Source organism: Marinobacterium arenosum (assembly GCF_019795155.1).
GTDB classification, from domain to species: Bacteria; Pseudomonadota; Gammaproteobacteria; order Pseudomonadales; family Balneatricaceae; genus Marinobacterium_C; species Marinobacterium_C arenosum.
Genome location: NZ_JAILYN010000027.1, coordinates 10961 through 33010 on the forward strand (window position 1 = coordinate 10961; position 22050 = coordinate 33010).

The following is a 22050-nucleotide window of genomic DNA, read 5'->3' on the forward strand; positions in this document are numbered from 1 at the left end:
AGAACCTGAACAAACCAGTACTAAAGCGCAATTCACATCCCATCTACGCTGAATACCAGTACCAACGCAAGGTAGAAGTCTAGGTACAGCGGCGCCTGAGATACGCGTCATAGGCAGTTACGCGTATCGACGGGCATCTCTGCTGAAGGGAGCGGTCTCGGCGGACATCCGAACGTAAATCGTTAGTCCCGATGAAACGTTGTACATACCAGTCAGGGAATAACCCTGGGCCTTCGCGCCTGAGGAGTTTGTATGAGTGGTTTCAAACGTGAAGGGGGCCAGCCCCTGCGCAAGGGATTGTTGTTCGAAGCGATGGAACCGCGCTTACTGTTTTCAGCCAGTCTGGATGCTGTGCTTATCGACAGCACCCTGGCCGACGACCAACTACTGGCCCAGGCGGCCGATAGCGCCGATTGGGTACACATCTACGATGGCGACCAGACCTCCGCCTCGACGTTGCTGTCCCAGGTGATCGCCTGGACGGAGACCAACAATCAGCCGCTGTCATCGCTGTCGATCCTGTCGCATGGGGCGGACGGCCAGTTCCAGCTGGGCAGCGACACCATCTCCAATACCACTCTTGATGACAGTGCCGCCCTCTGGCAGCAACTGGGCAGCCTGTTGGCCGACGACGGCCAGCTCCATCTGTACGGTTGCAGCGCCGGGGCTGACGACGCCGGCAGCGAACTGATCGACAGCCTGGCCGACCTGACCGGGGCTGATGTCTACGCCTCCGACGATACCACCGGGGCCGGCGGCGACTGGCAGCTGGAAACGGCCTCGACCGGCGCCGGTCCGGTCACAACCGATGAGTCCGGTGTGCTCAATAAGTCGTTGCTGCAGCGGTATGAAGGCACCTTGGGCAACGGCAACGGCAACGGCGGTGAAACCGGCCAGGGCAACGGAAACGGCGGCAATGGCAACAGCGGCGAGACCGGCCAGGGCAACGGCGGTAACGGCAACGGCGGCGAGACCGGCCAGGGCAACGGCAACGGCGGTAACGGCAACGGCGGCGAAACCGGCCAGGGCAACGGAAACGGCGGCAATGGTAACAGCGGCGAGACCGGCCAGGGCAACGGAAACGGTGGTAACGGTAACGGCGGCGAGACCGGCCAGGGCAATGGTGTTGATAATGGCAACGGCGGCGAGACCGGCCAGGGCAACGGTAACGGCGGCAACGGCAACGGTGGCGGTAACGGCAACGGCGGCGAAACCGGCCAAGGCAACGGTAATGGCGGTAACGGCAACGGCGGCGAAACCGGCCAGGGCAACGGTAACGGCGGCAACGGCAACGGTAACGGTAACGGTAACGGTAACGGTAACGGTAACGGCGGCGAGAACGGCCAGGGCAATGGTAACGGCGGCAACGGCGGCGAGAACGGTAATGGCAACGGGGTAATCAATCATCCGCCGCAGGTCTGGGGTTCGTTCGACGACGGCGAGCTGTTCTTCATCGCCCCGCATCCTTCCGACAAGCACGACGTCAGCGGTTACCTGATCGGCGAGATCAGTGGGGGCACGCTGTACCTGGCCGATGGCACGCCGCTGCATAGCGGCGATTACATCAGCCTGGTGCAGGCCCAGGCCGGGCTCTATTTCATCTCCGATACGGGCAGTGGCGAGTCTGCCGGCATCGAGTTGAGCAGCGCCACCGACGATGGGCAGGCGCTGCCGCCGGAGCCGGAATTCAATATCAACGATGAGACCGTGGTCGATTCCGACCAGCCGCCGTTCGTGCAGGACGATGAAGGCGGGCAACAGGATGAAAGCGGCCAGCAGGATGGCGGTGATCAGGAGAATCCACAGGTTGTAGATGTAGAGGGTAATTCGGGGTTGGCAGGCGGCACGGACGCTCCCCAACTGCCGAATAACGGTGAGCCGAGTGGTCTGTTCGACAGTGATGAGCCGTCCGATGAACCGACGCTGGTCGATAGCGGACAGTCTGCGGCAGGTGAAGGGGAGCCGGACGATCCGTTCGATTCGAGCGCGGGCAGTTCCACTGAGGGCGACGACCAGAGCGAACCTTTGAGCGACAGCGATATCGCCGCACTGCTGGCGCCGGTCGATGCGCCGGCGGCTGCAGGGGAGGGCTATATCGTCGAGCTGGCTGTCGGGTCAGGCGCAATGACCGCTGAGTCGGTGCCGGCTCAGCCGGATCATGACCAGGTTGCGCTGCAGCGGGTCGATCCGGTGCTGGTCCAGGGGGCGATGATCGGCAGCGTCGAGCAGTTGCTGCCGGATGAACAACTGCTGCTGCTCGATCAGCTGTTGATGTTCGAGGGCGGCTCGCTGCAGTGGTTGCAGGATGCCTTTGGCGACCAGGGGGAACTGCTGGAAGCCAGCTCCAAAGGGGTGGCGATGACGGCATTTGTCGGCACCCTGTCATGGGTGTTGCGAACCAGCTCGTTGCTGTCCAGCGCAATCACGGTGTTGCCGGTATGGCGGGGGTTCGATCCGCTGGTACTGCTGAACACCGGTGGGATTGGCGCCACGGTAGCCTCAACGCCGGCAACGGTCGCGACGGATGGTGTGGAAGCGTTGTTTGAACATGGTGGGTCCGCTGTTCAGGGCCGGAATCTGCAGGGAGAGGTGTGATGATCAAGTTATCGCCGGCAGTACGCATCAGCCTGGGGCTGGTCAGTCTGACATTGGGCATCCTGTTGATGGCCGACCTGGCCGGATTGACGCCGAAACAGGATACCGACCAGTTAGAGGGGCGGCGTCATATCAGCGAGGCGCTGGCGGTGCAGCTGTCCGTGGCGGCGCGCAGCAACGATAACGCGTTGCTGCGTGATACGCTGCGGGCGGTGGTGCATCACAACGACGCGATTCTCAGCGGTGCGATACGTCGGCGCGACGGCGCGGTGCTGGTGGAGCAGGGCGAGCATCAGCGTAACTGGGTACGGCAGGCGGAATCGCTGGTGTCGCTGAACCAACTGACGGTGCCGCTGAGCCGCAACGGTCAGCCGTTCGGCACGCTGGAACTGCGTTTCCGGCCACTGAACACGGTGGAGCAGGCCAATGTGCTGGTCGGCCTGTCGTTCGGCTGGATTCTGTTTATAGCGGCGGCCTGTGCCCTGGGCTACTGGGTTCTGATTAAGCGCTGCCTGAGTTTCCTGGATGCATCCTCGGTGATTCCGGGGCGGGTGCGTACCGCACTGGATACCCTGATGGAAGGGGTGCTGATCCTCGACAAGAAGAACCGTATCGTAATGGCCAACGCCGCCTTCGCCGAGAAGGTCCGCCAACCGATTTCCCAGTTGATCGGCCGCAAGGCCTCGGAGCTGGGTTGGGTGGCGCCGCACAGCAACCAGCCGGTGACCGAACTGCCGTGGAACTCGATTCAGGGCGGCGGCTGCGCCCGTGAAGGGGTGCAGTTGGGGCTGCGGCCGGCGGGTCAACGGGAGCGGGTGTTCCGGGTCAGCGGTGCGCCAATTCTTGACGACCAGGGGGTGGAACGCGGCGTACTGGCCAGTTTCGACGACGTGACCGAACTGGAGGATCGCAACACCCGGATGCAGAAGATGCTGACCGAGCTGGAGTCCTCCAAGGAGCAGGTCACCCAGCAGAACCGGCAGCTGCACCAGTTGGCGACCCGCGATCCGTTGACCGACTGCTTCAACCGGCGTTCGCTGTTCGACTGTTTCAACGCCGAGTTCGAGCGTGCCCGTACCCATAACCGCCCGCTCAGCTGTCTGATGCTCGATATCGACCACTTCAAGAACATCAATGACAGCTATGGTCACAGCGTTGGCGACGAGGTGATAAAAATGGTGGCTTCGATCCTGCACCATTCGGTACGTGAGAACGATGTGGTTGGCCGCTATGGCGGCGAGGAGTTCTGCGTGCTGCTGCCGGGCATGGATATACGCCAGGCGCTGCAGGTGGCCGAACGCTGCCGCGAAAGTATCCAGCACCAGGAGGTGCTGGAGGTGAAGGCGACTGCCAGCTTCGGCGTGTCGTCGCTGTCTGCCGGGCCGGAAAATCCCGAACAGATGGTCGACTGGGCAGATAAAGCGCTCTATGTCTCGAAAGAGAGCGGCCGTAACCGGGTGACCGCCTGGGATCAGAAAGCCTGCTCACAGATGTCGCCGCTGCATGCCGAGGCGGAGCTGCGCAAGGCTCAGTTGGCCGAGTTGCAGCAGGCGCTGGAGCGTAATGAGTTTCTGCTCTACTACCAGCCGCAGTTTGACTCCCTCGGCCATGTGATCGGTGCCGAAGCTTTGCTGCGCTGGTACAAGGGGGGCAAGGAGATCGTCTCGCCGGCCAGCTTTATCTCGCTGGTGGAGGAATCCGGCCTGATCGTGCCGCTGGGCGAGTGGGTGTTGCGCGAGGCCTGCACCCAGTTGTGCCAGATGGTGGACAACAACAGCTGCCCCAACTTCCGCAGCCTGTCAGTCAACGTCAGTCCACGTCAGTTCAAACATCCCGACTTCGTCTCCCAGGTGCACCGGATCATCCAGCAGACCAATATCGACCCCGGAATGTTGAAACTGGAGCTGACCGAAAGCCTGCTGATCGACGATATCAACGACACCATCGAGAAGATGCAGCGGCTGAAGGATGTCCATATCCGCTTCTCGATCGACGACTTCGGCACCGGCTACTCGTCGCTGCTCTACCTGCGCCATCTGCCGTTGAACCAGCTGAAGATCGACCAGTCGTTCGTCAGGGATCTGCTGACCGACCGGCACGACGCGGCGATCGTCAACACCATCATCGCGATGGCCGCTTCGCTGGAACTGGATATCATCGCCGAAGGGGTGGAGAACCGCGCCGAGGTGGACGCTTTGCAGAAGATGGGCTGTTACACCTTCCAGGGACACTATTTCAGCCGGCCGCTGCCGCTGCAGCAGTTCGTGGAGATGCTGCATCGGTAACTGAAACAAGCGATCGACTAACGTCCAGCCCGTGGCCGTGGCAGCCTGCAGTACTGTCACGGCTTTTTTTATGTTTTTTGTGGATTAGAGGGAAGCATCTACATCAGGTGAACAAGTGCCGCGTGGGCTCTTTCCACTTGCCATCACCGGGCCTGGCAATGCTTCTGAATTTAACTGGTGTGAAGTTTTCCCGCTAAAGCACGATAAATTTCTTTTATGTCTTTTCCACTGTCTTAGATTCAACCGTCACTACGCGGGGCGGGCGTCGCTCAGTTCTATAAGAATTACTTTATGTATGGGTAATTTTTTGTAACTATTTCAAAAACAGCGGATAGGCCGATATTGTCGTACCATTACCGGTCATACCCTCATGGATTCAGAGACCAGGACCCCGTGTGAGCGCATCGAACGAGCAGCCGACCTCCGTTACCAAATCGATTCGTCAGGTGGCGCAGCGCCATGTCATCACCTGCGAGCCTCACCATAGCCTCAGGGAAGCCACCCAGCGGATGCACCGGCACCACTGCAGCTCGATCGTGGTGGTGGACGAGGGCTGCCCGATAGGTATCTGGACCGAAGCGGATGCGCTGAAATTGGACTACGGCCGCCCCGACTATCAGGCGATGCCGATCCGCCTGCTGATGACCGCGCCGCTGAAAACCATCGGCCTGGAGTTGAGCCTGGATGAGGCGGCGGTGGAGTTCAAACGGCTGGGGATTCGTCACCTGGTAGTGGTCGATCAGCAGGGCCAGCTGTACGGCATCCTGTCGCAAAGCGATGTGGTCGTGCACCAGGATGCCGAATCCTTCATGCGCATGAACGAGGTCGGCGGCATCCTGCCCAGCGCCCAGCCGCCACAGCTGGATGTCGGGGAACCGATCGAGAGCGCGGTGCAGCTGATGCGTGCCCGGCACAGCGACAGCCTGCTGGTGACCGAACAGGGCCAGCCGGTCGGCCTGATCACCGAGCGCGACCTGGTGCGGCTGATCGCCCAGGACCGGGTCGACGACAGCCTGGCCGAGGTGATGAGCAAGCCGCTGATCGCGGTACCCGATTCGATGAGCCTGCTGGCGGCCCGTTCGCTGATGGAGAAACGTCATATCCGCCACCTCGGCGTCAACGACCCGCAGGGTCGGCTGGTCGGCCTGATCTCCTTCGCCGATATCCTGTCCAGCATCGAACACGCTTATGTCAGCCGTCTGCGTGAGGCGCTGGCGCGCCGGGTGGCCGACCTGCAGCAGACCGAGCAGAGCCTGTACATGGCCCATGCGCTGATTGACGCTTCGATGGACGGCATCATGGTGACCGACGAGCAGGGGCTCATCCAGTCGATCAATCCGGCGTTCACCATCCTGACCGGCTACTCGGAGGCGGAGGCGCTGGGTCAGAGTGCCAGCCTGATCAGTTCCGGCAAGCATGACGGCGCGTTCTATGAACGGATGTGGAACTCGATCCACAGCACAGGTACCTGGCAGGGGGAGATCTGGAACCGCCGCAAGAACGGCGAAGTGTTCCCGGAGTGGCTGACCATCACCCGGATCCGCGAGCCGCACACCGGCCGGATCCTGTTCGCCGGCATCTTCAGCGATATCACCGAGCGCAAGAAATCCGAGGCGATCATCGAGAACCTGGCCTACTACGACCCGCTGACCAAGTTGCCGAACCGCCAGCTGCTGTTTGACCGGCTCGACGTGGCGATCGCCAGCGCCCACCGCGATAAGCTCGGCCTGGCGGTGATCTTCGTTGACCTGGATAACTTCAAGCGGATCAACGATACCCTCGGCCATACCGTCGGCGACCGGGTGCTGTGCGAGGTGGCCGACCGGTTGCAGCATTGCGTGCGCGAAGGAGACACGGTGGCGCGGCTCGGCGGCGACGAACTGATCCTGATGCTGACCGAGCTGGACGACCTGGACCTGGTGCACCGCATCGCCCAGCGGGTGTTCGACGTCCTGCGCCGGAGCATCTGGGTGGACGGCCAGGAGCTGTTCGTGACCACCAGCATGGGTGGCAGCCTGTATCCGGACGACGGTCTGACCCGCGACGACTTGCTGAAGAACGCCGATACCGCGATGTACCGGGCCAAGAAGGCGGGCCGCAACCAGTTCCAGCTCTATTCGGCGGAGATGAACGCCAAGTCGATGCAGCGTCTCGGCATGGAGAACCGGCTGCGCACCGCCTTGCAGAACAACGAATTTTTTCTGGAGTACCAACCCAAGCTGGCACTCGACAGCCGCCAGGTGGTCGGCGTCGAGGCGCTGCTGCGCTGGCAGGACAAGCAGCTGGGCCGGGTGCCGCCCGATGCCTTTATCCCGCTGGCCGAGGAGCTGGGCCTGATCGGCGACATCGGTGCCTGGGTGCTGCAGGATGCCTGCCGCCAGTGCCGGCGTTGGCTCGATGCCGGCCTGCCGCCGCTGCAGGTGTCGGTCAATGTGTCGCCGCAGCAGTTCAAGCGTCGTGATCTGCAGTCCGATGTTGAACAGGCGCTGCGCCAGGCCGGCCTGCCGCCGCAGCTTCTGGAGCTGGAGATCACCGAGAGCTGTGCGATCGAAAAGCTGGCCGAGGTGGTGCGCTGCCTGAACCAATTGCGGGCCAAGGGGGTCAGCGTATCGATGGATGATTTTGGCACCGGCCACTCCAGCCTCAGCCTGTTGACCCGGGTACCGCTCGACAAACTGAAGATCGACCGCAGCTTCATGAATGGCATACCGGAGTCCCGCGAAGACGTGGTGCTGATCTCCACCATCATCCTGATGGCCCACAACCTGGACCTGACGGTGGTGGCAGAAGGGGTGGAAAGCCAGGCCCAGATGGATTTCCTGGCCGAGCACGGCTGCGACCAGCTGCAGGGCTACCATTTCAGCAAGCCGCTACCGGCCGACCAGATCGAAACCCTGCTCACAGGACAGCCGGAGCCAGCCTGAGCAGGACCGGCCCCGGTTTGACTCGTGTTAACTTGTCTTAACCTGTGGTGCTGCGCCGCTCCTCACGGGGCGTGCGGCCGTAACGCTTGCGATAACAGCGGGCGAAGTAGGAGGTCGAGCTGAAACCGCAGGCGGTGCTGATCTGCAACACCGACAGGGTCGATTGCAGCAGCAGGTGCTTGGCCCGCTCAAGCCGCAGGTTCATGTAGTGGCTGGCCGGCGATACCCCGAGGCTGTCGTGGAACAGCCGCTCCAACTGGCGGGTGGACAGCCCGACCCGGTCGCCGACCTGCTGGCAGGTCAGCACCTCCTCGATATTGCTGCGCATCAGCTCCAGCGCTTTCAACAACCGCGGGTGGCGGGTCTGATGGCGCAGCTGCAGTTCCATCCGCTGCTTCTCGTGGGCCGGCCGGATCGCCGGGTGGATGCACTGCTCGGCGACATCCTTGGCCAGCTCCTCGCCATGCTTCATGGCGATCAGGTGCAGCATCATGTCCAGGCCGGCCAGGCCGCCGGAGCAGGTCATCACATTGCGGTCCACCTCGTACAGTTCGCCGGTCACGTTTAGGTCCGGGAACTGCTCCGCCAGGCTGTCGCTGTTCTCCCAGTGGATGGTGCAGGTGCGGTTTTTCAGCAATCCGGCCTTGGCCAGCAGCAGGCTGCCGGTCGAGGTGGCGCCGACGTTGATTCCCTTACGCACCAATGCGCGCAGCCAGCGGAACAGCTCCTGCTGACCGACCTGATGCGCGCCGATGCCGGCCACCACCAGCAGAGTATCCAGGTTATCCACATCCTCCATCGGCCGGGTCGGGCTGAACGGCAGGCCGTTGCTGGCCTGTACCGGCTGGTCGTCGAGCGTGTAGAAATGCCACTGGTAGAGCTCCCGGCCACTCATCCGGTTGGCCATCCGTAACGGCTCCAACGCGGCGGCAAAGGACAGCATCGAGAAATCGCTGATCAGGAAGTAACCAACCTGTTCAATCTGGGCGGTACCATCGAGCATCGTAAAGACCTGCGTAAGACGTCGGATTATTACGCGATAATGTCGGAATTTCGTTCTTTTGGCCAGCGCAGATTCGCCATTATGAGCTCAGTTCCAGGGCCAACCCTGACTGCAACGCGAATAAAAAATCTAACAACAGGTCGGAATCTGCCACCATGATCGAACAGAAAATCAAATTCTACAGCGATGGCCTCCAGCTGGACGGCGCCTTCTTCACCGATGAATCCAACAACGATCCGTCTCTGCCGATCGTCATCGCCTGCTCCGGTTTCACCGGTCAGAAAAACATCCACCCGGAGCGCTATGCCCGCGCCTGGACCCCGAAAGGCTTCACCGTGTTCGGCTTCGACTACCGCGGTTTTGGCGAGTCCGAAGGCACCCGTGAGCGGGTGATCCTGGAGGAGCAGGTGCGCGATATCGCCAACGCCGTGGCCATCGTCCGCCAGCGCGCCGATGAGGAAGGCCGTAAAGTGGTACTGGCGGGCTGGGGCATGGCCGGCGGTCTGATCCTTGACGCCTACCGGATCTGCGAAGGTCAGGTGGACGGCCTGGTGGCGATGAACGGTTTCTTCGACGCGGTGCGGGTGCAGAAGGCATTGCGCGGCGAGCACGGCTGGAAGGCGTTCAAGCAGTTCATGGCTGAAGAGCGTCTGCGCCTGGCCCTGGGGGGCGAGCAAAAGGGCATCGACCCGTTCGAGATCTACCCGCTGGATCCGGTCAGCCGCGAATACGTCTACACCGAGCTGGTCAAGGCGCCGGGCTACGGCGTGACCTCCGACTTCGATTTCGCTGACTCGCTGATCAGCTTCAAGCCGGAAGCGCACCTGGACGAGCGTTTCTCCAGCGTGCCGCTGCTGATCGCCCACGGTGCCGAGAACGACCTGCACCCGGTGACTGAGCCGAAGTCGCTGTACGCCGCTTACCCGGGGCCGAAGTCGCTGTTCCTGCTGGCCAACGGCGGCCACACCGAGTGGATGCTGGACGACGACCCGCGCTTCATCGAGTTCTCAGGCCATATCGCCAACTGGATTGTCGATAACGTCTGAGGCTGGAAGCCGGGCCGCTGACCAAGCCAGACGGCCCGGCTTTTCCGAAGAGTCAGTAGAGTACGGAGAGCCTGAGATGAGTCAGCCGATCCCATTCTGTGAAGCGGCCGATCCGTTCCCGCGCTCGCCGGCGTTCGAGATGCCGGCCGGCGCCTGTGACAGCCACGCCCACGTGTTCGGCCCCGAGTGCCGTTACCGCTATACCCCGAACCGCAGCTACACCCCACCGGATGCGCCGGTCGGCGCCTACCTGCATCTGCACGATCAGCTCGGTATCGAGCGCGGGGTACTGGTGCAGCCGAGCATCTACGGCACCGACAACCAGCTGCAGCTGGACAGCCTGGCCTACCTGCGCTCGCTTGGCCGGCAGTACAAGGGGGTGGCGGTGGTCGACGCCGACGTCTCCGAAACCGAGCTGGACCGGCTGGCCGACGGCGGTCACTGCGGCGTGCGGATGAACCTGCTGTTCAAGGGCGGCATCCAGTGGCGCGATGTGGCGGCGCTGGCCGAACGATTGGCGGCCCGGCAGTGGCACCTGCAGTTCCTGGTCGACGTGTCGGAATTCGAGGCGTTGGAGCAGCGGGTGCGAGCACTGCCGCTGCCGGTGGTGGTCGACCATATGGGCCATATGCCCTGCGCCAAGGGGATCGAGCATGCCGGCTTCCAGGCATTGTTGAACCTGCTGCGCGACGGCCGGGCCTGGGTCAAGCTGTCCGGCGCCTACCGGATCACCGGCCAGCAGCTGCCGCCCTACGATGACGTGGTGCCGTTCGCCCGGGCGCTGATCGAGGCCAACCCGGAGCATTGCGTCTGGGGCTCGGACTGGCCGCATCCGCATTTCCCGATCCCGATGCCCAACGACGGCGATCTGCTGGACCTGCTGGCCCAATGGGCGCCGGACGAGGCACAGCGCAACCGTATCCTGGTGGACAACCCGGCCAGGCTGTACGGCTTCTGATGCCGCTGCCCGAGTGCGTGAGCGTGTTTCTTGTCATATCTGATTTCGCCCGTCCCCTGACGGGCTTTTTTATTTTCGGTTTTTATTTTCGGTTTTTATAGGAGTTGCTTCAGCGGCGACCTGACTGGAATTCGGTAACTGAGGTTGCGGCTAAATCTGCCCGGCCGGAGTTCCTCCTACAAGGTAAGACCCGAGATCCCTAATAAAAAATAAAAGAGACGGATTTTTATGAAGACACTGAATGTCTCCTGGCGGATTGGTGGTGGTTTTGCGCTGCTGCTGTTGCTGCTCGGGCTGCTGGGCCTGACGGCGCTGTTCAACTCGCACAGCCTTTCTGAACAGCTGCTGCAGATCAACAGCCGCAATATGCCGCAGCTGCGCAGTGCCGGTCAGCTGAGCAGCCAACTGCAGCAGCTGAACATCCTGCTGTTGCAGCATGCCCATGAAGATCAGCCTGAACGGCTGCAAGCGTATCGTCAGCAGATCGAGCAACGTCTTCCACGGCTGCAACAGCAGTTGGCGGAGCTGGCCGACAGCGGTCTGCCGGAGACACTGGGCGCGCCGCTGCTGGCCCAGGCGGAGCAGATGCAACAACAGGCGCAGCGGCAGCTGCAATTGCATGAACAGTGGCTGGCGAAAGGCGGCGAATTTCGTCGCCAGCTGAACGATGCGCTCGACAAGGCCGCCGAGCTGGAGGACGAACTGGCCAGCCTGGCGGACTACGCCGACCAGCCGCAGCAGCAGTGGGCCGCCGCCGCGATGCGCAAGGAGACCGGTTTCATCTTGTCGTCCTTTGCCTGGGTCGGACGGGCCGACGAGGCTGCCGGGTTGGTACCGGAACAGCAACGGCTACAGCGTAGCCTTAGCAAGCTGGCTGAACGGCTGCCGGAGCTGGGCGAGGATAACGCAGCAGAGCTGCAACCGTTTCTGATTGCGCTTGATAAAACCCTGGTGGCCGGCGGCCTGCTGGCGAACAAGCGGTCGCTGCTGCTACTGACGGCTGACCGTAGCCAGAGCCTGCAACAGCTGGCTGTCCAGGGGCGGGCGGTGACACCGATGCTGCAGGCGTTGCAGCAGCATGTGGAGCAGCAGGTCGAGCGGGCCCAGCGGCAGGCTGACCATAGCGTATTGAGGGGACGTTGGCAGGTGGCGGTGATCCTACTGCTGGGTGTGCTGCTGGCGGCGTTGACCGCTTCCTGGGTGGTGCGCAGTATCCGCCAGCCGTTGCAGCAGGTGAACCGCTTTATGGGCCAGCTCAGCGAGGGCGAGCTGCGCCAGCGCTGCGAGCTGAGCCGGGCCGACGAGTTTGGCCAGTTGATCGGCTGGAGCAACCAGCTGGCCGAGCACTGGCAGCGGCTGATCAGCGCTATTAGCCTAGAAGCCGGCGAGATTGTCGGCGAAGCGGACAGCAGCGCGGCCCTGAGCCGGCACTGTGCCGGCAGCAGCGAACAGCAGCAACGGGCCACCGGCGAGGTGGCAGTGGCGATGACCCAGATGAATCAGGCGGTACAGGAGGTGGCCGAGCGCGCCGCCATGAGCCGCCAGGGCACTGCGCAGATCAACCAATTGGCACAGCAGTGCGTCGCGCTGGTGGCGGCCAACAACCGCCAGGTGGTGGACCTGGCCGATCAGTTGAGGCAGGCGCAGCAGGTGGTCAGCAGTCAGCGCCGCAACAGCGCGCGGATCGACAGTATTGTCGAGGTGATCGACGGCATTGCCAACCAGACCAACCTGCTGGCGTTGAATGCCGCCATCGAGGCGGCGCGGGCCGGCGATGCCGGACGCGGCTTTGCGGTGGTGGCCGACGAGGTGCGCTCGCTGGCGATCGGCACTCAGCAGTCGACCCACGAGATTCAGCAGATGGTGGAGCTGATCCAGCGCGACAGCGCCACCTCCGCCGAGCTGATCGACGGCAGTTACCAGAGCGTGGAGCACTGCAGCGATCAGGCGACGCAGATCCGCCAGTCGTTGCAGAATATCGCCGCCACCCTGCAGCAAGTCGACACCCTAACCACCGAAATTGCCGCCGCCACCGAACAGCAGAGTACCGCCTGCAGCGATATCAACCGGCGGGTGGCGGAGATCGCCGACCAGGCCCGTCAAAGCGCCGACCACGCCGGCACCGTGGCCGAGCGCAGCGCCGAGCTGGCGCAGCGGGCGGTGCGGCAACAGCAGCAGCTGGAGCGGTTCAGGGTTTAGGGAGGGCGGTGCGTTCTTTTTGGTACCTGAATTATGTCGCCCACAGAGTGGGCTGCTACAAATCTCTCTCCGTAGATACCATCTCTCGATTCCGGCCACAACGGCCTTTTACAGCAGTTGTGGTTGGAATTCTTGCTGATTTCTCACCACACCAAAGCAGCGAGTAGGTTGGGGGGAGCTTGCGAACCCCAACGGATCCCCCCGGAGAGCTTTCTTGTTGGGATTCGTCCCTCATCCGAACCTACGGACTGTGTAGCAGCCCACTCTGTGGGCGACCCATTGTCCAATTTGATATCCGTGCTACGCTGATTTCCTGCCAATCGATCAACATGGATGTTGCACATGGCCCCATCACTCTTTCGCAGCCAAGACCTGCGAAAAGGACGTTACTCCACCCCCGATCAAATCTATCTGGTTACCGTGGTCACCCGGAACCGATCAGAGCTCTTTACCGATCTCCAATTTGGGCGTTGCGTAGTGCAAGCATTGATGGAGTCGGAACAATCCGCAGAGACTCTAGCGTATGTGTTGATGCTTGATCACCTGCATTGGCTGCTGCATCTACGCGACGCGTACAGCCTGTCACAGACCGTACGTTTCATGAAAAGTCGATCGACCCGCTTGATCAATCAATGCAGACAGGGTGAAGACAAGGATTGGTCCCGTGGCTTTCATGACAAGGCCGTAAGGCATGAGTCTCAAGTTATCGACTTTGCTCGGTATATCGTGGCGAATCCTTTACGTGCCAGGCTGGTTCGAACGGTGAGGGAGTACTCGCTGTGGGATGCGGTGTGGGTTTGAAAACAAAGTCGCCCACAGAGTGGGCTGCTACAAATCTATCTTCGTAGCAGCCCACTCTGTGGGCGACAGGGCGACAGGGCGATAGGAATCAGCAAAGGTTTCAGGCCACCGGCGTGGCCAGCAGTGCCAGGTACTCTTTCAGCGCACTTTCCGAATGGCTGTCCAGCGCCAGGCTCCGGTCGCGGATGGCGGCCAGCACCTCGCTTGGCAGGGCGGGGCCGGCCAGGGTCTGGTATTTGTCGATCAGCTCGTCGCGGCTGAGCGGGTTCTCCGGGTTGCCGCGGGCGATGGCCGGCCGGGACAGCAGTTCGCGGCCATCCTTCAGCCGGATGCGGGCGTGGGCCCAGCGCTCGGCCGGGAACAGCGCGTTGTAGTCGGCCACTTCGTGGGTGACCACCCTGTTGCTAAGCGCCCGCCGCGCCGGGTTGAACAGCCCCTGGTCGGTTTCCGCCACCGCCTGGGCGGTGACCACGTCATCCAGCAGTGCGCAGGCGACCGAGAACGGCAGGCTGTACTGGGCCTGTTCGGTGGTGTCGGGCTGGCGCACGTGCAGCCGGGTCGCTTCGTGGAAGCTGTGGATATCGATCTGTTCGATCTCGGCCGGCGCGAATTGGTGTTCGGCGCGCAGCTGGCGCACCGCTTCCACCGCCGGTTGGGCCCAGCGGCACACCGGGTAGGCCTTGAAGTACTGTTCGAGGATATACCAGCGCTGGCCCAGGTCGGCCCAGATCGATGCCACCTCCGGCGCCGACAGCGTTACCGCCGGTGCGCCGGTGAAGCCGGCCTCGGCCAGCAGTGCGGCGCTGATGCCGGTCAACGCGCCCCAGCCGGAGCCGTCCTTGACCATGGTCGGGTGGTCGATGCAGCGCATCATCTGGCTGCGCGGGCCGTAGAACTCGGCGCTGCCGAGCGCCTGCCAGGTCTGCTCGGCGTCGAGGCCGTGCAGGCGGGCGACCACCGCGGCCACGCCGATGCTGTTCCAGGCGCCGGAGGTGTGGTAATCGGCGGCGGTAGCGTGCAGCGCGATGCCGGCCCGGGTGGCGATCTCGTAGCCCAGTACCAGCGCGGTCAGCAGCTCCTTGCCGTCCAGCTGGCGTTGCTCGGCTGCCGCCAGCAGCCCCGGCAGGATCGCCACGCCGACATGGCCCTTGGTCAGTACCTGGCCGTCGTGGGCGTCGATACTGTCGATCAGCATGCCGCCAAACAGCGCGGCGCCGCAGGCGCTGGCCCGCTTATCGCTGAACAGCAGCGGCACGTCGCCGGGATACTGGCTGGCGACGAAGTCGCCGAGAATACGGCTCAAGCGGGTGGCGTGGCCGGCCACGGCGACGCCGAGCAGGTCGAGCAAGCAGATCTTGGCCTGTTCGACCACCTCGGCCGGTAACTCGTCAAACTGCAATCTGTGGATAAAATCGCTGACGGTTTTCATGGCAATGGGGGTCCCTTGGTGCCCGCCTGTGCGGGCCCCATTTGTGGTGTTGGTAAGAAGTTAGTTCAGAGCTCGTCGAGCAGCCGGCGGATCAGCGGCGTATCGGCATCGCGGATGGTCGGCAGGTCGAAGCGGGCGGCGGCGATATCGTCCAGCGTCAGTTCGGCGCTGATCAGCATCTCGCCGTCGCCGGCCTCGGCCAGGGTTTCGCCGCGCGGCCCCAGAATCCGGCTGCCGCCCCAGAACCAGGCGTCCTTCTCGGCGCCGTAGCGGTTGGCCATCAGCAGCGGGGTGCCGTAGGTCATCGCGTAGAAGCCGACGTTGGTCAGCCAGTTCTGTTCGTTGGAGAACTCGTCGCTGACGATCGCCGAGGCGGAGTTGATCGGCGCCAGTAGCAGCTCCGGCCGTTGCAGCAGCGCGCAGTGCACCAGCGCCGGGTTCCAGAGGTCGGCGCAGATCAGCGTGCTGGCGCTCCAGTGGCGGCGGATCTCGCTGCGGGTCAGCCGCTGGCCGCGACTGTACCATTTGCCCTCTTCAAGGCCGCCGTAGGTAGGCGGGTTCAGCTTGCGATGCACCGCCAGCACCCGGCCGTGCTGAAGCACCGCCATGGCGTTGTAGTACTCGCCCGGCGAGGCCTGTTCGACAAAACCGACCAGCACGCAGAGTTCCGGCGCCAATGCGGCCAACTGGTGCAGCCGCTCATCGTCGTCGCGCATCGCCGCCCGCGGGGTGTCGCGGCCCAGCTGGTAGCCGGTCAGCGAGAGTTCCGGGAACAGCAGCAGCTCGCTGCCCTGCTGGCGGGCCTGCTGGATATAGTCGGCGTGCTTGGCCAGGTTGGCGTCCAGCTCGAGCAGTTCGACATTGATCTGGGCGACGCTGGCACGAAGTACGGATGAAGACATGAGGTGCTCCATACCTGACTGGGTTGGTTAGGCACCGGGAACGCCCTCGGGCGGTTCCCGGTGCGGGTTCTTAGTTCAGGCCCGCTTCCTTCAGGAAGTCGGCGGCAACCTGTTCGACCGACTGGCGCTCGACATCGACCCGGGCGTTCAGTTCGGACATCCGGTCGCCGTCGATCCGGGCAGACAGCTTGTTCAGCTGATCGGCCAGCTGCGGGTTCTGGCTCAGGGTCTGCTCACGCACCACCGGGGTGATGGCGTACTCCGGGAAGTAGTTCTTATCGTCCTGCAGCACCTTGAAGCCGAACGCCGGGATACGGCCGTCGGTGGCGAACACCAGTGCCACGTCCACTTCCTTCTCCTTCAGCGCGGTGTAGGTCAGGCCGGAATCCATCCGCTTGATATCCTTACGCGGGAACTTGAAGTCATAGGCTTTCTGCAACGGCTTGAGGCCGTCCTTGCGGGCGTAGAACTCGGCGTTCACCGCCAGCACCAGGCCGGCATCGCTGTTGACCGCCTTGGCCAGGTCGCTGAGGGTGCTGATACCGCGCTTTTCGGCATCGTCACGGCGCATCGCCAGGGCGTAGGTGTTGTTGGCGGCGGACGGGTTCAGCCAGACCAGCCCCTTCTTGGCGTCCAACGCCTTGACCCGGCCGTAGACCTCGTTTGCCGGCACCTTCTCCTTGACCTTGTTGTAGTTCAGCAGCGAGGTGCCGGTGTACTCCCAGTACAGGTCGATCTGGCCGTTCTCCTGGGCCTTGCGCAGCACCGCGCTGCCCATGCCGGCGCGACGCTCCACGTCGTAGCCCTGATGGCCCAGGTACTGGGCGGTGATCTCGGTCAGCAGCTGCTGTTCGGTGAAGTTCTTACCGCCGATCACCAGTTCGCTGGCCTGGGCCGGCAGGGTGGCTGCGAGGGTCATCAGGCTGGCTGCGGCCAGTTTACGGATCTGTTTCAGCATCTTGTGCTCCTGTTATTTTTGTTCGGGCATTTTTGTAGGGCAATGGCCGGTGGGTCTCACCGGCGTTGGTTCAGCTTCGCAGTGGATTGACGCCTTTCGGCACGATCAGCAGGGCCAGCGCGGCGATCAGGATATCCACCAGGATGGCCATCAATGCGGTCGGGATCGCCCCGGCCAGCATCATGTAGGGTTCGTCCAGATCGATGCCGGTGAAGATCAGCTCGCCGAGGCCGCCGCCGCCGATCAGGAATGCCAGCGGCGCGGTGCCGACATTCACCGCCAGGGCGATGCGGATGCCGGCGAAGATTACGAACAGGGCGTTCGGCAGCTCCACCTTCAGCAGCATCTGGTTGGCGGTCATGCCGATGCCGGATGCCGCCTCCTTCAGGTGAGCCGGCACCTCGCGCAGGCCGGTGTAGGTATTGCGTACGATCGGCAGCAGCGAGGCGATGCAGAGGCCGAACACCGCCGGCAGGGTGCCGATACCGAGCAGGCTCATCGACAGCGCCAGGATCGCCAGGGTCGGCACCGTGGTACCGATGTTAAGGCCCTGCATGGCGGTCTCGGCGATGTGGGCCAGGCGCGGCCGGCTGAGCAGGATACCCAGCGGGATGGCGATCAGGATCGCGATGCTGCCGGAGAGCGCCACCAGTTCGATATGCTGCCAGGCCAGGTAGATCACATCCTCCTGGTAGCTCAGCATCTCGTCGATGAAGCCATCCTGCTGCAACTCGGCGCCGATCAGGAACATCAGTATCAGGCCGATGATGTAGAGATAGCGTTTAATGGCCGGTTTTCCCATGACGTCCTCCCGGCTCAGGCCAGTTTCAGGTTTTGCGACAAGGCCTGATCGCCGTCACGGTGATAGGTGGCGCCCAGGTAGTGGGTGATGCCGCGCTGATTGATCTGGCCGACCAGCCGGCCCTGAGCGTCGACGCAGGGCATCCAGGTGGTGTCGTGGGTGAACATCAGCGAAGCGATCTTGCGCAGGTCGTCGCCGACGGTCGCCAGCCCCTTGAGGCCGAAATAGTGCTCGCCGCAGTAGCCCTTGGTGGTCTGGGCGACCCCCTTGGAGACGTAACCGATCGGCTGCTGCTGGTCGTTGACCATGGTGATCGCGTGAGTGTAGCCGTGGTCTTCCATCCGCTTCAGTGCCTGCTCGAGGGTCTCGTTCGGGGTCACCGAAACCGGCTTTTCCATCACCTGCTCGACAGTCACCAGCCGCAGCCGCTTCAGGGCGCGGTCGTCGCCGACAAAGTCTTCGACGAACTTGTTCTTCGGATGGGCCAACAGGTCGTCCGGGGTGTCGTACTGCACCAGCTTGCCGTCGCGGAAGATGGCGATCCGGTTGGCCATTTTGACCGCTTCGTCGATATCGTGGCTGACGAACATGATGGTCTTCTTCAGCTCCTGCTGCATCTTCAGGAACTCGTCCTGGATCACCTCGCGGTTGATTGGGTCGATGGCGCCGAACGGCTCGTCCATCAGCATCACCGGCGGGTCCGCCGCCAGCGCGCGGGCCACGCCGACCCGCTGCTGCTGGCCGCCGGACAGCTCCTTCGGAAAGCGCTTGAGGAACACCGACGGGTCCAGCGCCACCATCTCCAGCAGCTCCTTGGCGCGAGCCTGGTAGCGGGCGGCGTCCCAGCCCAACAGCTTGGGCACGATGGCGATGTTCTCTTCGATGGTCATGTTCGGGAACAGGCCGATCTGTTGGATCACATAGCCGATATTGCGGCGCAGGTCGACGGTGTTCAGGCCGGTGGTGTCCTGGCCGTTGATGAACACCTTGCCCGAGGTCGGCGGGATGATCCGGTTGATCATCTTCAGGGTGGTGGTCTTACCGCAGCCTGACGGGCCCAGCAGCACGCAGATCTCGCCCTCCGGTACTTCCATCTGGATATGGTCGGCGGCGGTCACCGGGCCGTTCGGGGTGTCGAAAATCTTGGTCAGGTTGTCGATTTTTATCATTGTTGGAATCTCGTCTGGTAGTCGGCAACGGGGGGAGTCAGGGGGCCTGTCAGGCCGCTTCCAGCCCCTTCGGGGTCAGGCGTTTCTGTAGCCAGAGCAGGGCGTAGTCGGCGATGATCGCCAGCACGCTCACCGCGATGGCGCCGGCGATCAGCTGGCGCGGGTCGCTCTGCGAGATGCCGCGGCTGATCAGCACGCCGAGGCCGCCGGCGCCGATATAGGCGGCGATCGCCATCACGCCGATATTCATCACCACCGCGGTGCGTACGCCGGCCATGATCACCGGGATCGCCAGCGGGATCTCCACCATCCGCAGCCGCTGCAGCGGTGCCATGCCGATGCCGCGGGCCGCCTCGCGCAGCGCCGGGTTGACGTTGTTGATGGCGGTATAGGTGTTGCGGATGATCGGTAGCTGGGAGTACAGCAGCACCGCGATCACCGCCGGCAGGTAGCCGATGCCGTGGCCGATGCCGGACAGTACCGGAATCATCAGGCCGAACAGGGCGATGGAGGGGATGGTGATGATCACCGAGGCGATATAGAGCACCACGTTGGCGACCCGCTCATTCTGGGTAATGGCGATGCCGATCGGTACCCCGGTCAGGGTGGCCAGGCCGACTGCCACGGCGACCAGCGAGATATGCTCGATGGTCAGCTTGACCAGCAGGTCGATGTTCTGCGCCAGGAAATCGAATATTTCCACGGTCTGCCTCTCTTTTTCACGCGTTTTTGTTATAGGAACTACGGCTGCCGGGGCGTGTTTTCCACAGCAACAGCCTAACAGTACGCCGTTCACCCGGGATCCTTGGAAAAAATTGCGACATTTTAGGATAGAAAAGCGTCGTTCTGAGTGGGCCGGCAACCGGGCCCGGCTTATCCACAGGCGAGCGGGGGCGCACCTTGCCATATCCCTCAGGCGAAAGAAAAATTTCTTTTTTAAGGATAGAAGGGTGAGTGGGGCGGGGAGGGGAAAGGCTCGAACCAGCCTTATAGGGTGGGCACGTTTTGGGTGCCCACGCGGCGTTTGTTCACCTGAGGTGGATGTTTCCCGCTAATCCGCGATGAACCAAAAAAAGGGCCCGCGAGGGGCCCTGAAATTGGCTTAAGTGAGTTGAGGTATCTCAGGCCCTGTCCGGCTTTAGCGGAACAGCCAGGGGAGTTGCTCCTGGCCGGCAGGACCGGGACGCCGCTGTGCGGCGGCGCCCAGCGGCTGCCCAGGGAGCCTGTCAGACTTGGCGCTGATCTACTGCGGAAAAGCCGGCTTTGGTCATTTTCTGAGCTCTTTCTCGTTAAATAGAACCACTATTCGCCTCAAAAGAACTCAAAAACTGTCGCAAAGCGTCTTTCCCTCGTTACGATCGGCCAAGCCCGACAGGCTCCTGCAGCCGCGTTCGGTTATCTGCTGGTAAAGGTGGCAAACGTAGCTGTTTGAGTCCCTCTTACAGCAGGTTGTACAGGAACACCACCAGTACCAATACCGGGGTGATGAAGCGCAGCACGAACATCAGCAACGACTGCAGCGCCGGATGGCCGAGCGACAGTTCGTTTTCCACCGCCTGCTTGTTCATGAACCAGCCGACGAACAGGGCGATGAACAGGCCGCCCAGCGGCATCAGGATGTTGGCGGTCAGGTAGTCGAAGATGTCGAAGAAGGTCTTGCCTTCAAACGCCGGGATAAACGCCAGCGGGTGCACGTCGGCCCAGTCGTTGAACGACAGCACGGTCAGGATGCCCAGCGCCCAGATGGTCAGGCCGCCGATCAGGGTGCCGGTCAGACGGCTGATCCCTTTCTGCTCCTCCAGCCACTCGACCACCGGTTCCAGCAGCGAGATCGCCGAGGTCACCGCGGCCACCACCAGCAGGAAGAAGAACAGCGTGGCGAACAGGGTACCGCCGGTCATCTGGCCGAACGCCAGCGGCAGGGTCTGGAAGATCAGGCCCGGGCCGGCGCCCGGCTCCAGGCCGTTGGCGAACACCAGCGGGAAGATCGCCAGGCCGGCCAGCAGCGCCACCACGGTATCGACCACCGAGACCGTAACCGCTGTTTTAACGATGGAGACGTTCTTCGGCAGGAAGGAGCCGTAGGCCATCATCACGCCCATGCCGAGGCTGAGGGTGAAGAAGGCGTGGCCCAGCGCGGTCAGTACCCCTTCGGTGGTCAGCTTGGAGAAGTCCGGGCTGAACAGGAACTCGACACCGTGGCTGAACTCGCTGGTGGCCAGTGCATAGCCGACCATCACCAGCAGCAGCAGGAACAGCAGCGGCATCAGGATGTTGATCGCTTTCTCCATGCCGGACTTGAGGCCGCGGGCGACGATCATGATCACCAGCGCCATGAACACGCTATGCCACAGCATCAGGTTGGACGGGTCGCTCAGCAGACCGCCGAACATGCCGCCGATCGCTTCGGAATCAGCGCCGACGAAGGCGCCGCCGGCCGACTTGCCGACGTACGACAGCGCCCAGCCGCCGATCACCGAATAGAACGACAGGATCAGGTAGGAGGATAGAATCCCCATCCAGCCGACCCAGGTCCAACGGCTGCTGAGGCCGTCGCGCTGAGTCAGCATCCGCAGGCTGTTGATCGGGCTGCGGCCGCCACGGCGACCGATCATCACCTCGGCGATCATGATCGGCAGACCGATCGCGGCGATGCACAGCAGGTACACCATCACGAAGGCGCCGCCGCCGTTTTCGCCGGTGATGTAGGGGAATTTCCAGATGTTGCCAAGGCCCACGGCGGAGCCGCTGGCGGCCAGGATGAAGGCCAGTCGGCCGGACCACATCGGGTTGTCCTGGCGCGCCTCGGCGACGCTGCCGGTGTAACTCTGAGTCGTATCAGTCATAAATGCTCTCCTGAATACTTATTGTTATTGATCAGGTGGTTATTGGATTCGGTCAGTTCGGTCAGCGGGTGTCCCTGGAGGGCGGCCGGAGCAGAGCCAGTGAGACTCCGGCCGCCTTCCCGGGGATTGCCGT

Annotated in this window: 15 protein-coding genes; 7 read left to right on the plus strand and 8 right to left on the minus strand. The window is 62.7% G+C overall.

The window, feature by feature from the left end; all coding sequences use genetic code 11:
- Nucleotides 1-252: 252 nt before the first annotated feature.
- The 3 genes from K6T12_RS13070 (at nucleotide 253) to K6T12_RS21760 (ending at nucleotide 7804) form a co-directional block, all read left to right on the plus strand.
- The gene (locus K6T12_RS13070) at nucleotides 253-2595 is read left to right on the plus strand and encodes a DUF4347 domain-containing protein (RefSeq protein WP_222223202.1); all 2343 of its coding nucleotides are present in this window, start codon (nucleotides 253-255) and stop codon (nucleotides 2593-2595) included.
- Nucleotides 2595-4880 (plus strand): putative bifunctional diguanylate cyclase/phosphodiesterase, encoded by a 2286-nt coding sequence (locus K6T12_RS13075; RefSeq protein WP_222223204.1) that lies wholly within the window; start codon nucleotides 2595-2597, stop codon nucleotides 4878-4880. The genes K6T12_RS13070 and K6T12_RS13075 overlap by 1 nt, the downstream gene beginning before the upstream one ends.
- A gap of 395 nt (nucleotides 4881-5275) precedes the next feature.
- Nucleotides 5276-7804, plus strand: a complete 2529-nt coding sequence (locus tag K6T12_RS21760; RefSeq protein WP_222223206.1) for an EAL domain-containing protein — start codon at nucleotides 5276-5278, stop codon at nucleotides 7802-7804.
- A 37-nt stretch (nucleotides 7805-7841) separates the two neighbouring features.
- On the opposite strand, the gene K6T12_RS13085 is transcribed toward K6T12_RS21760, so the two are convergent.
- Nucleotides 7842-8807 (minus strand): GlxA family transcriptional regulator, encoded by a 966-nt coding sequence (locus tag K6T12_RS13085; protein WP_222223208.1) that lies wholly within the window; start codon nucleotides 8805-8807, stop codon nucleotides 7842-7844.
- A 155-nt stretch (nucleotides 8808-8962) separates the two neighbouring features.
- On the opposite strand from K6T12_RS13085, the gene K6T12_RS13090 reads away from it, so the two are divergent.
- From K6T12_RS13090 to K6T12_RS13105, 4 genes are all read left to right on the plus strand, one after another.
- The gene (locus K6T12_RS13090) at nucleotides 8963-9853 is read left to right on the plus strand and encodes an alpha/beta hydrolase (protein WP_222223210.1); all 891 of its coding nucleotides are present in this window, start codon (nucleotides 8963-8965) and stop codon (nucleotides 9851-9853) included.
- Nucleotides 9854-9929: 76 nt separating this feature from the next.
- Nucleotides 9930-10811 carry an amidohydrolase family protein gene (locus tag K6T12_RS13095; protein ID WP_222223212.1) on the plus strand — a complete coding sequence of 294 codons (882 nt, stop codon included), beginning with the start codon at nucleotides 9930-9932 and terminating at the stop codon, nucleotides 10809-10811.
- 228 nt (nucleotides 10812-11039) lie between these two features.
- The gene (locus K6T12_RS13100) at nucleotides 11040-13010 is read left to right on the plus strand and encodes a methyl-accepting chemotaxis protein (RefSeq protein ID WP_222223214.1); all 1971 of its coding nucleotides are present in this window, start codon (nucleotides 11040-11042) and stop codon (nucleotides 13008-13010) included.
- A 342-nt stretch (nucleotides 13011-13352) separates the two neighbouring features.
- On the plus strand, nucleotides 13353-13811 hold the full coding sequence (locus K6T12_RS13105) for an REP-associated tyrosine transposase (protein ID WP_255611719.1): 459 nt from the start codon (nucleotides 13353-13355) through the stop codon (nucleotides 13809-13811).
- Between the two features lie 100 nt (nucleotides 13812-13911).
- On the opposite strand, the gene K6T12_RS13110 is transcribed toward K6T12_RS13105, so the two are convergent.
- The 7 genes from K6T12_RS13110 to K6T12_RS13140 form a co-directional block, all read right to left on the minus strand.
- Complete coding sequence (locus K6T12_RS13110; RefSeq protein WP_222223216.1) at nucleotides 13912-15240, minus strand: MmgE/PrpD family protein; 1329 nt, start codon at nucleotides 15238-15240, stop codon at nucleotides 13912-13914.
- Between the two features lie 65 nt (nucleotides 15241-15305).
- Nucleotides 15306-16142 (minus strand): nitrilase-related carbon-nitrogen hydrolase, encoded by an 837-nt coding sequence (locus K6T12_RS13115; RefSeq protein WP_222223218.1) that lies wholly within the window; start codon nucleotides 16140-16142, stop codon nucleotides 15306-15308.
- A gap of 70 nt (nucleotides 16143-16212) precedes the next feature.
- A complete protein-coding gene (locus tag K6T12_RS13120) occupies nucleotides 16213-17100 on the minus strand; it encodes a glycine betaine ABC transporter substrate-binding protein (protein ID WP_222223220.1) in 888 nt (295 codons plus the stop codon).
- Nucleotides 17101-17170: 70 nt separating this feature from the next.
- A complete protein-coding gene (locus tag K6T12_RS13125; RefSeq protein WP_222223222.1) occupies nucleotides 17171-17902 on the minus strand; it encodes an ABC transporter permease in 732 nt (243 codons plus the stop codon).
- 14 nt (nucleotides 17903-17916) lie between these two features.
- Complete coding sequence (locus tag K6T12_RS13130) at nucleotides 17917-19071, minus strand: ABC transporter ATP-binding protein (RefSeq protein WP_222223224.1); 1155 nt, start codon at nucleotides 19069-19071, stop codon at nucleotides 17917-17919.
- Between the two features lie 49 nt (nucleotides 19072-19120).
- Complete coding sequence (locus K6T12_RS13135) at nucleotides 19121-19774, minus strand: ABC transporter permease (RefSeq protein WP_222223226.1); 654 nt, start codon at nucleotides 19772-19774, stop codon at nucleotides 19121-19123.
- 736 nt (nucleotides 19775-20510) lie between these two features.
- Nucleotides 20511-21917 carry a sodium-dependent transporter gene (locus tag K6T12_RS13140; protein WP_222223228.1) on the minus strand — a complete coding sequence of 469 codons (1407 nt, stop codon included), beginning with the start codon at nucleotides 21915-21917 and terminating at the stop codon, nucleotides 20511-20513.
- Nucleotides 21918-22050: the final 133 nt, after the last annotated feature.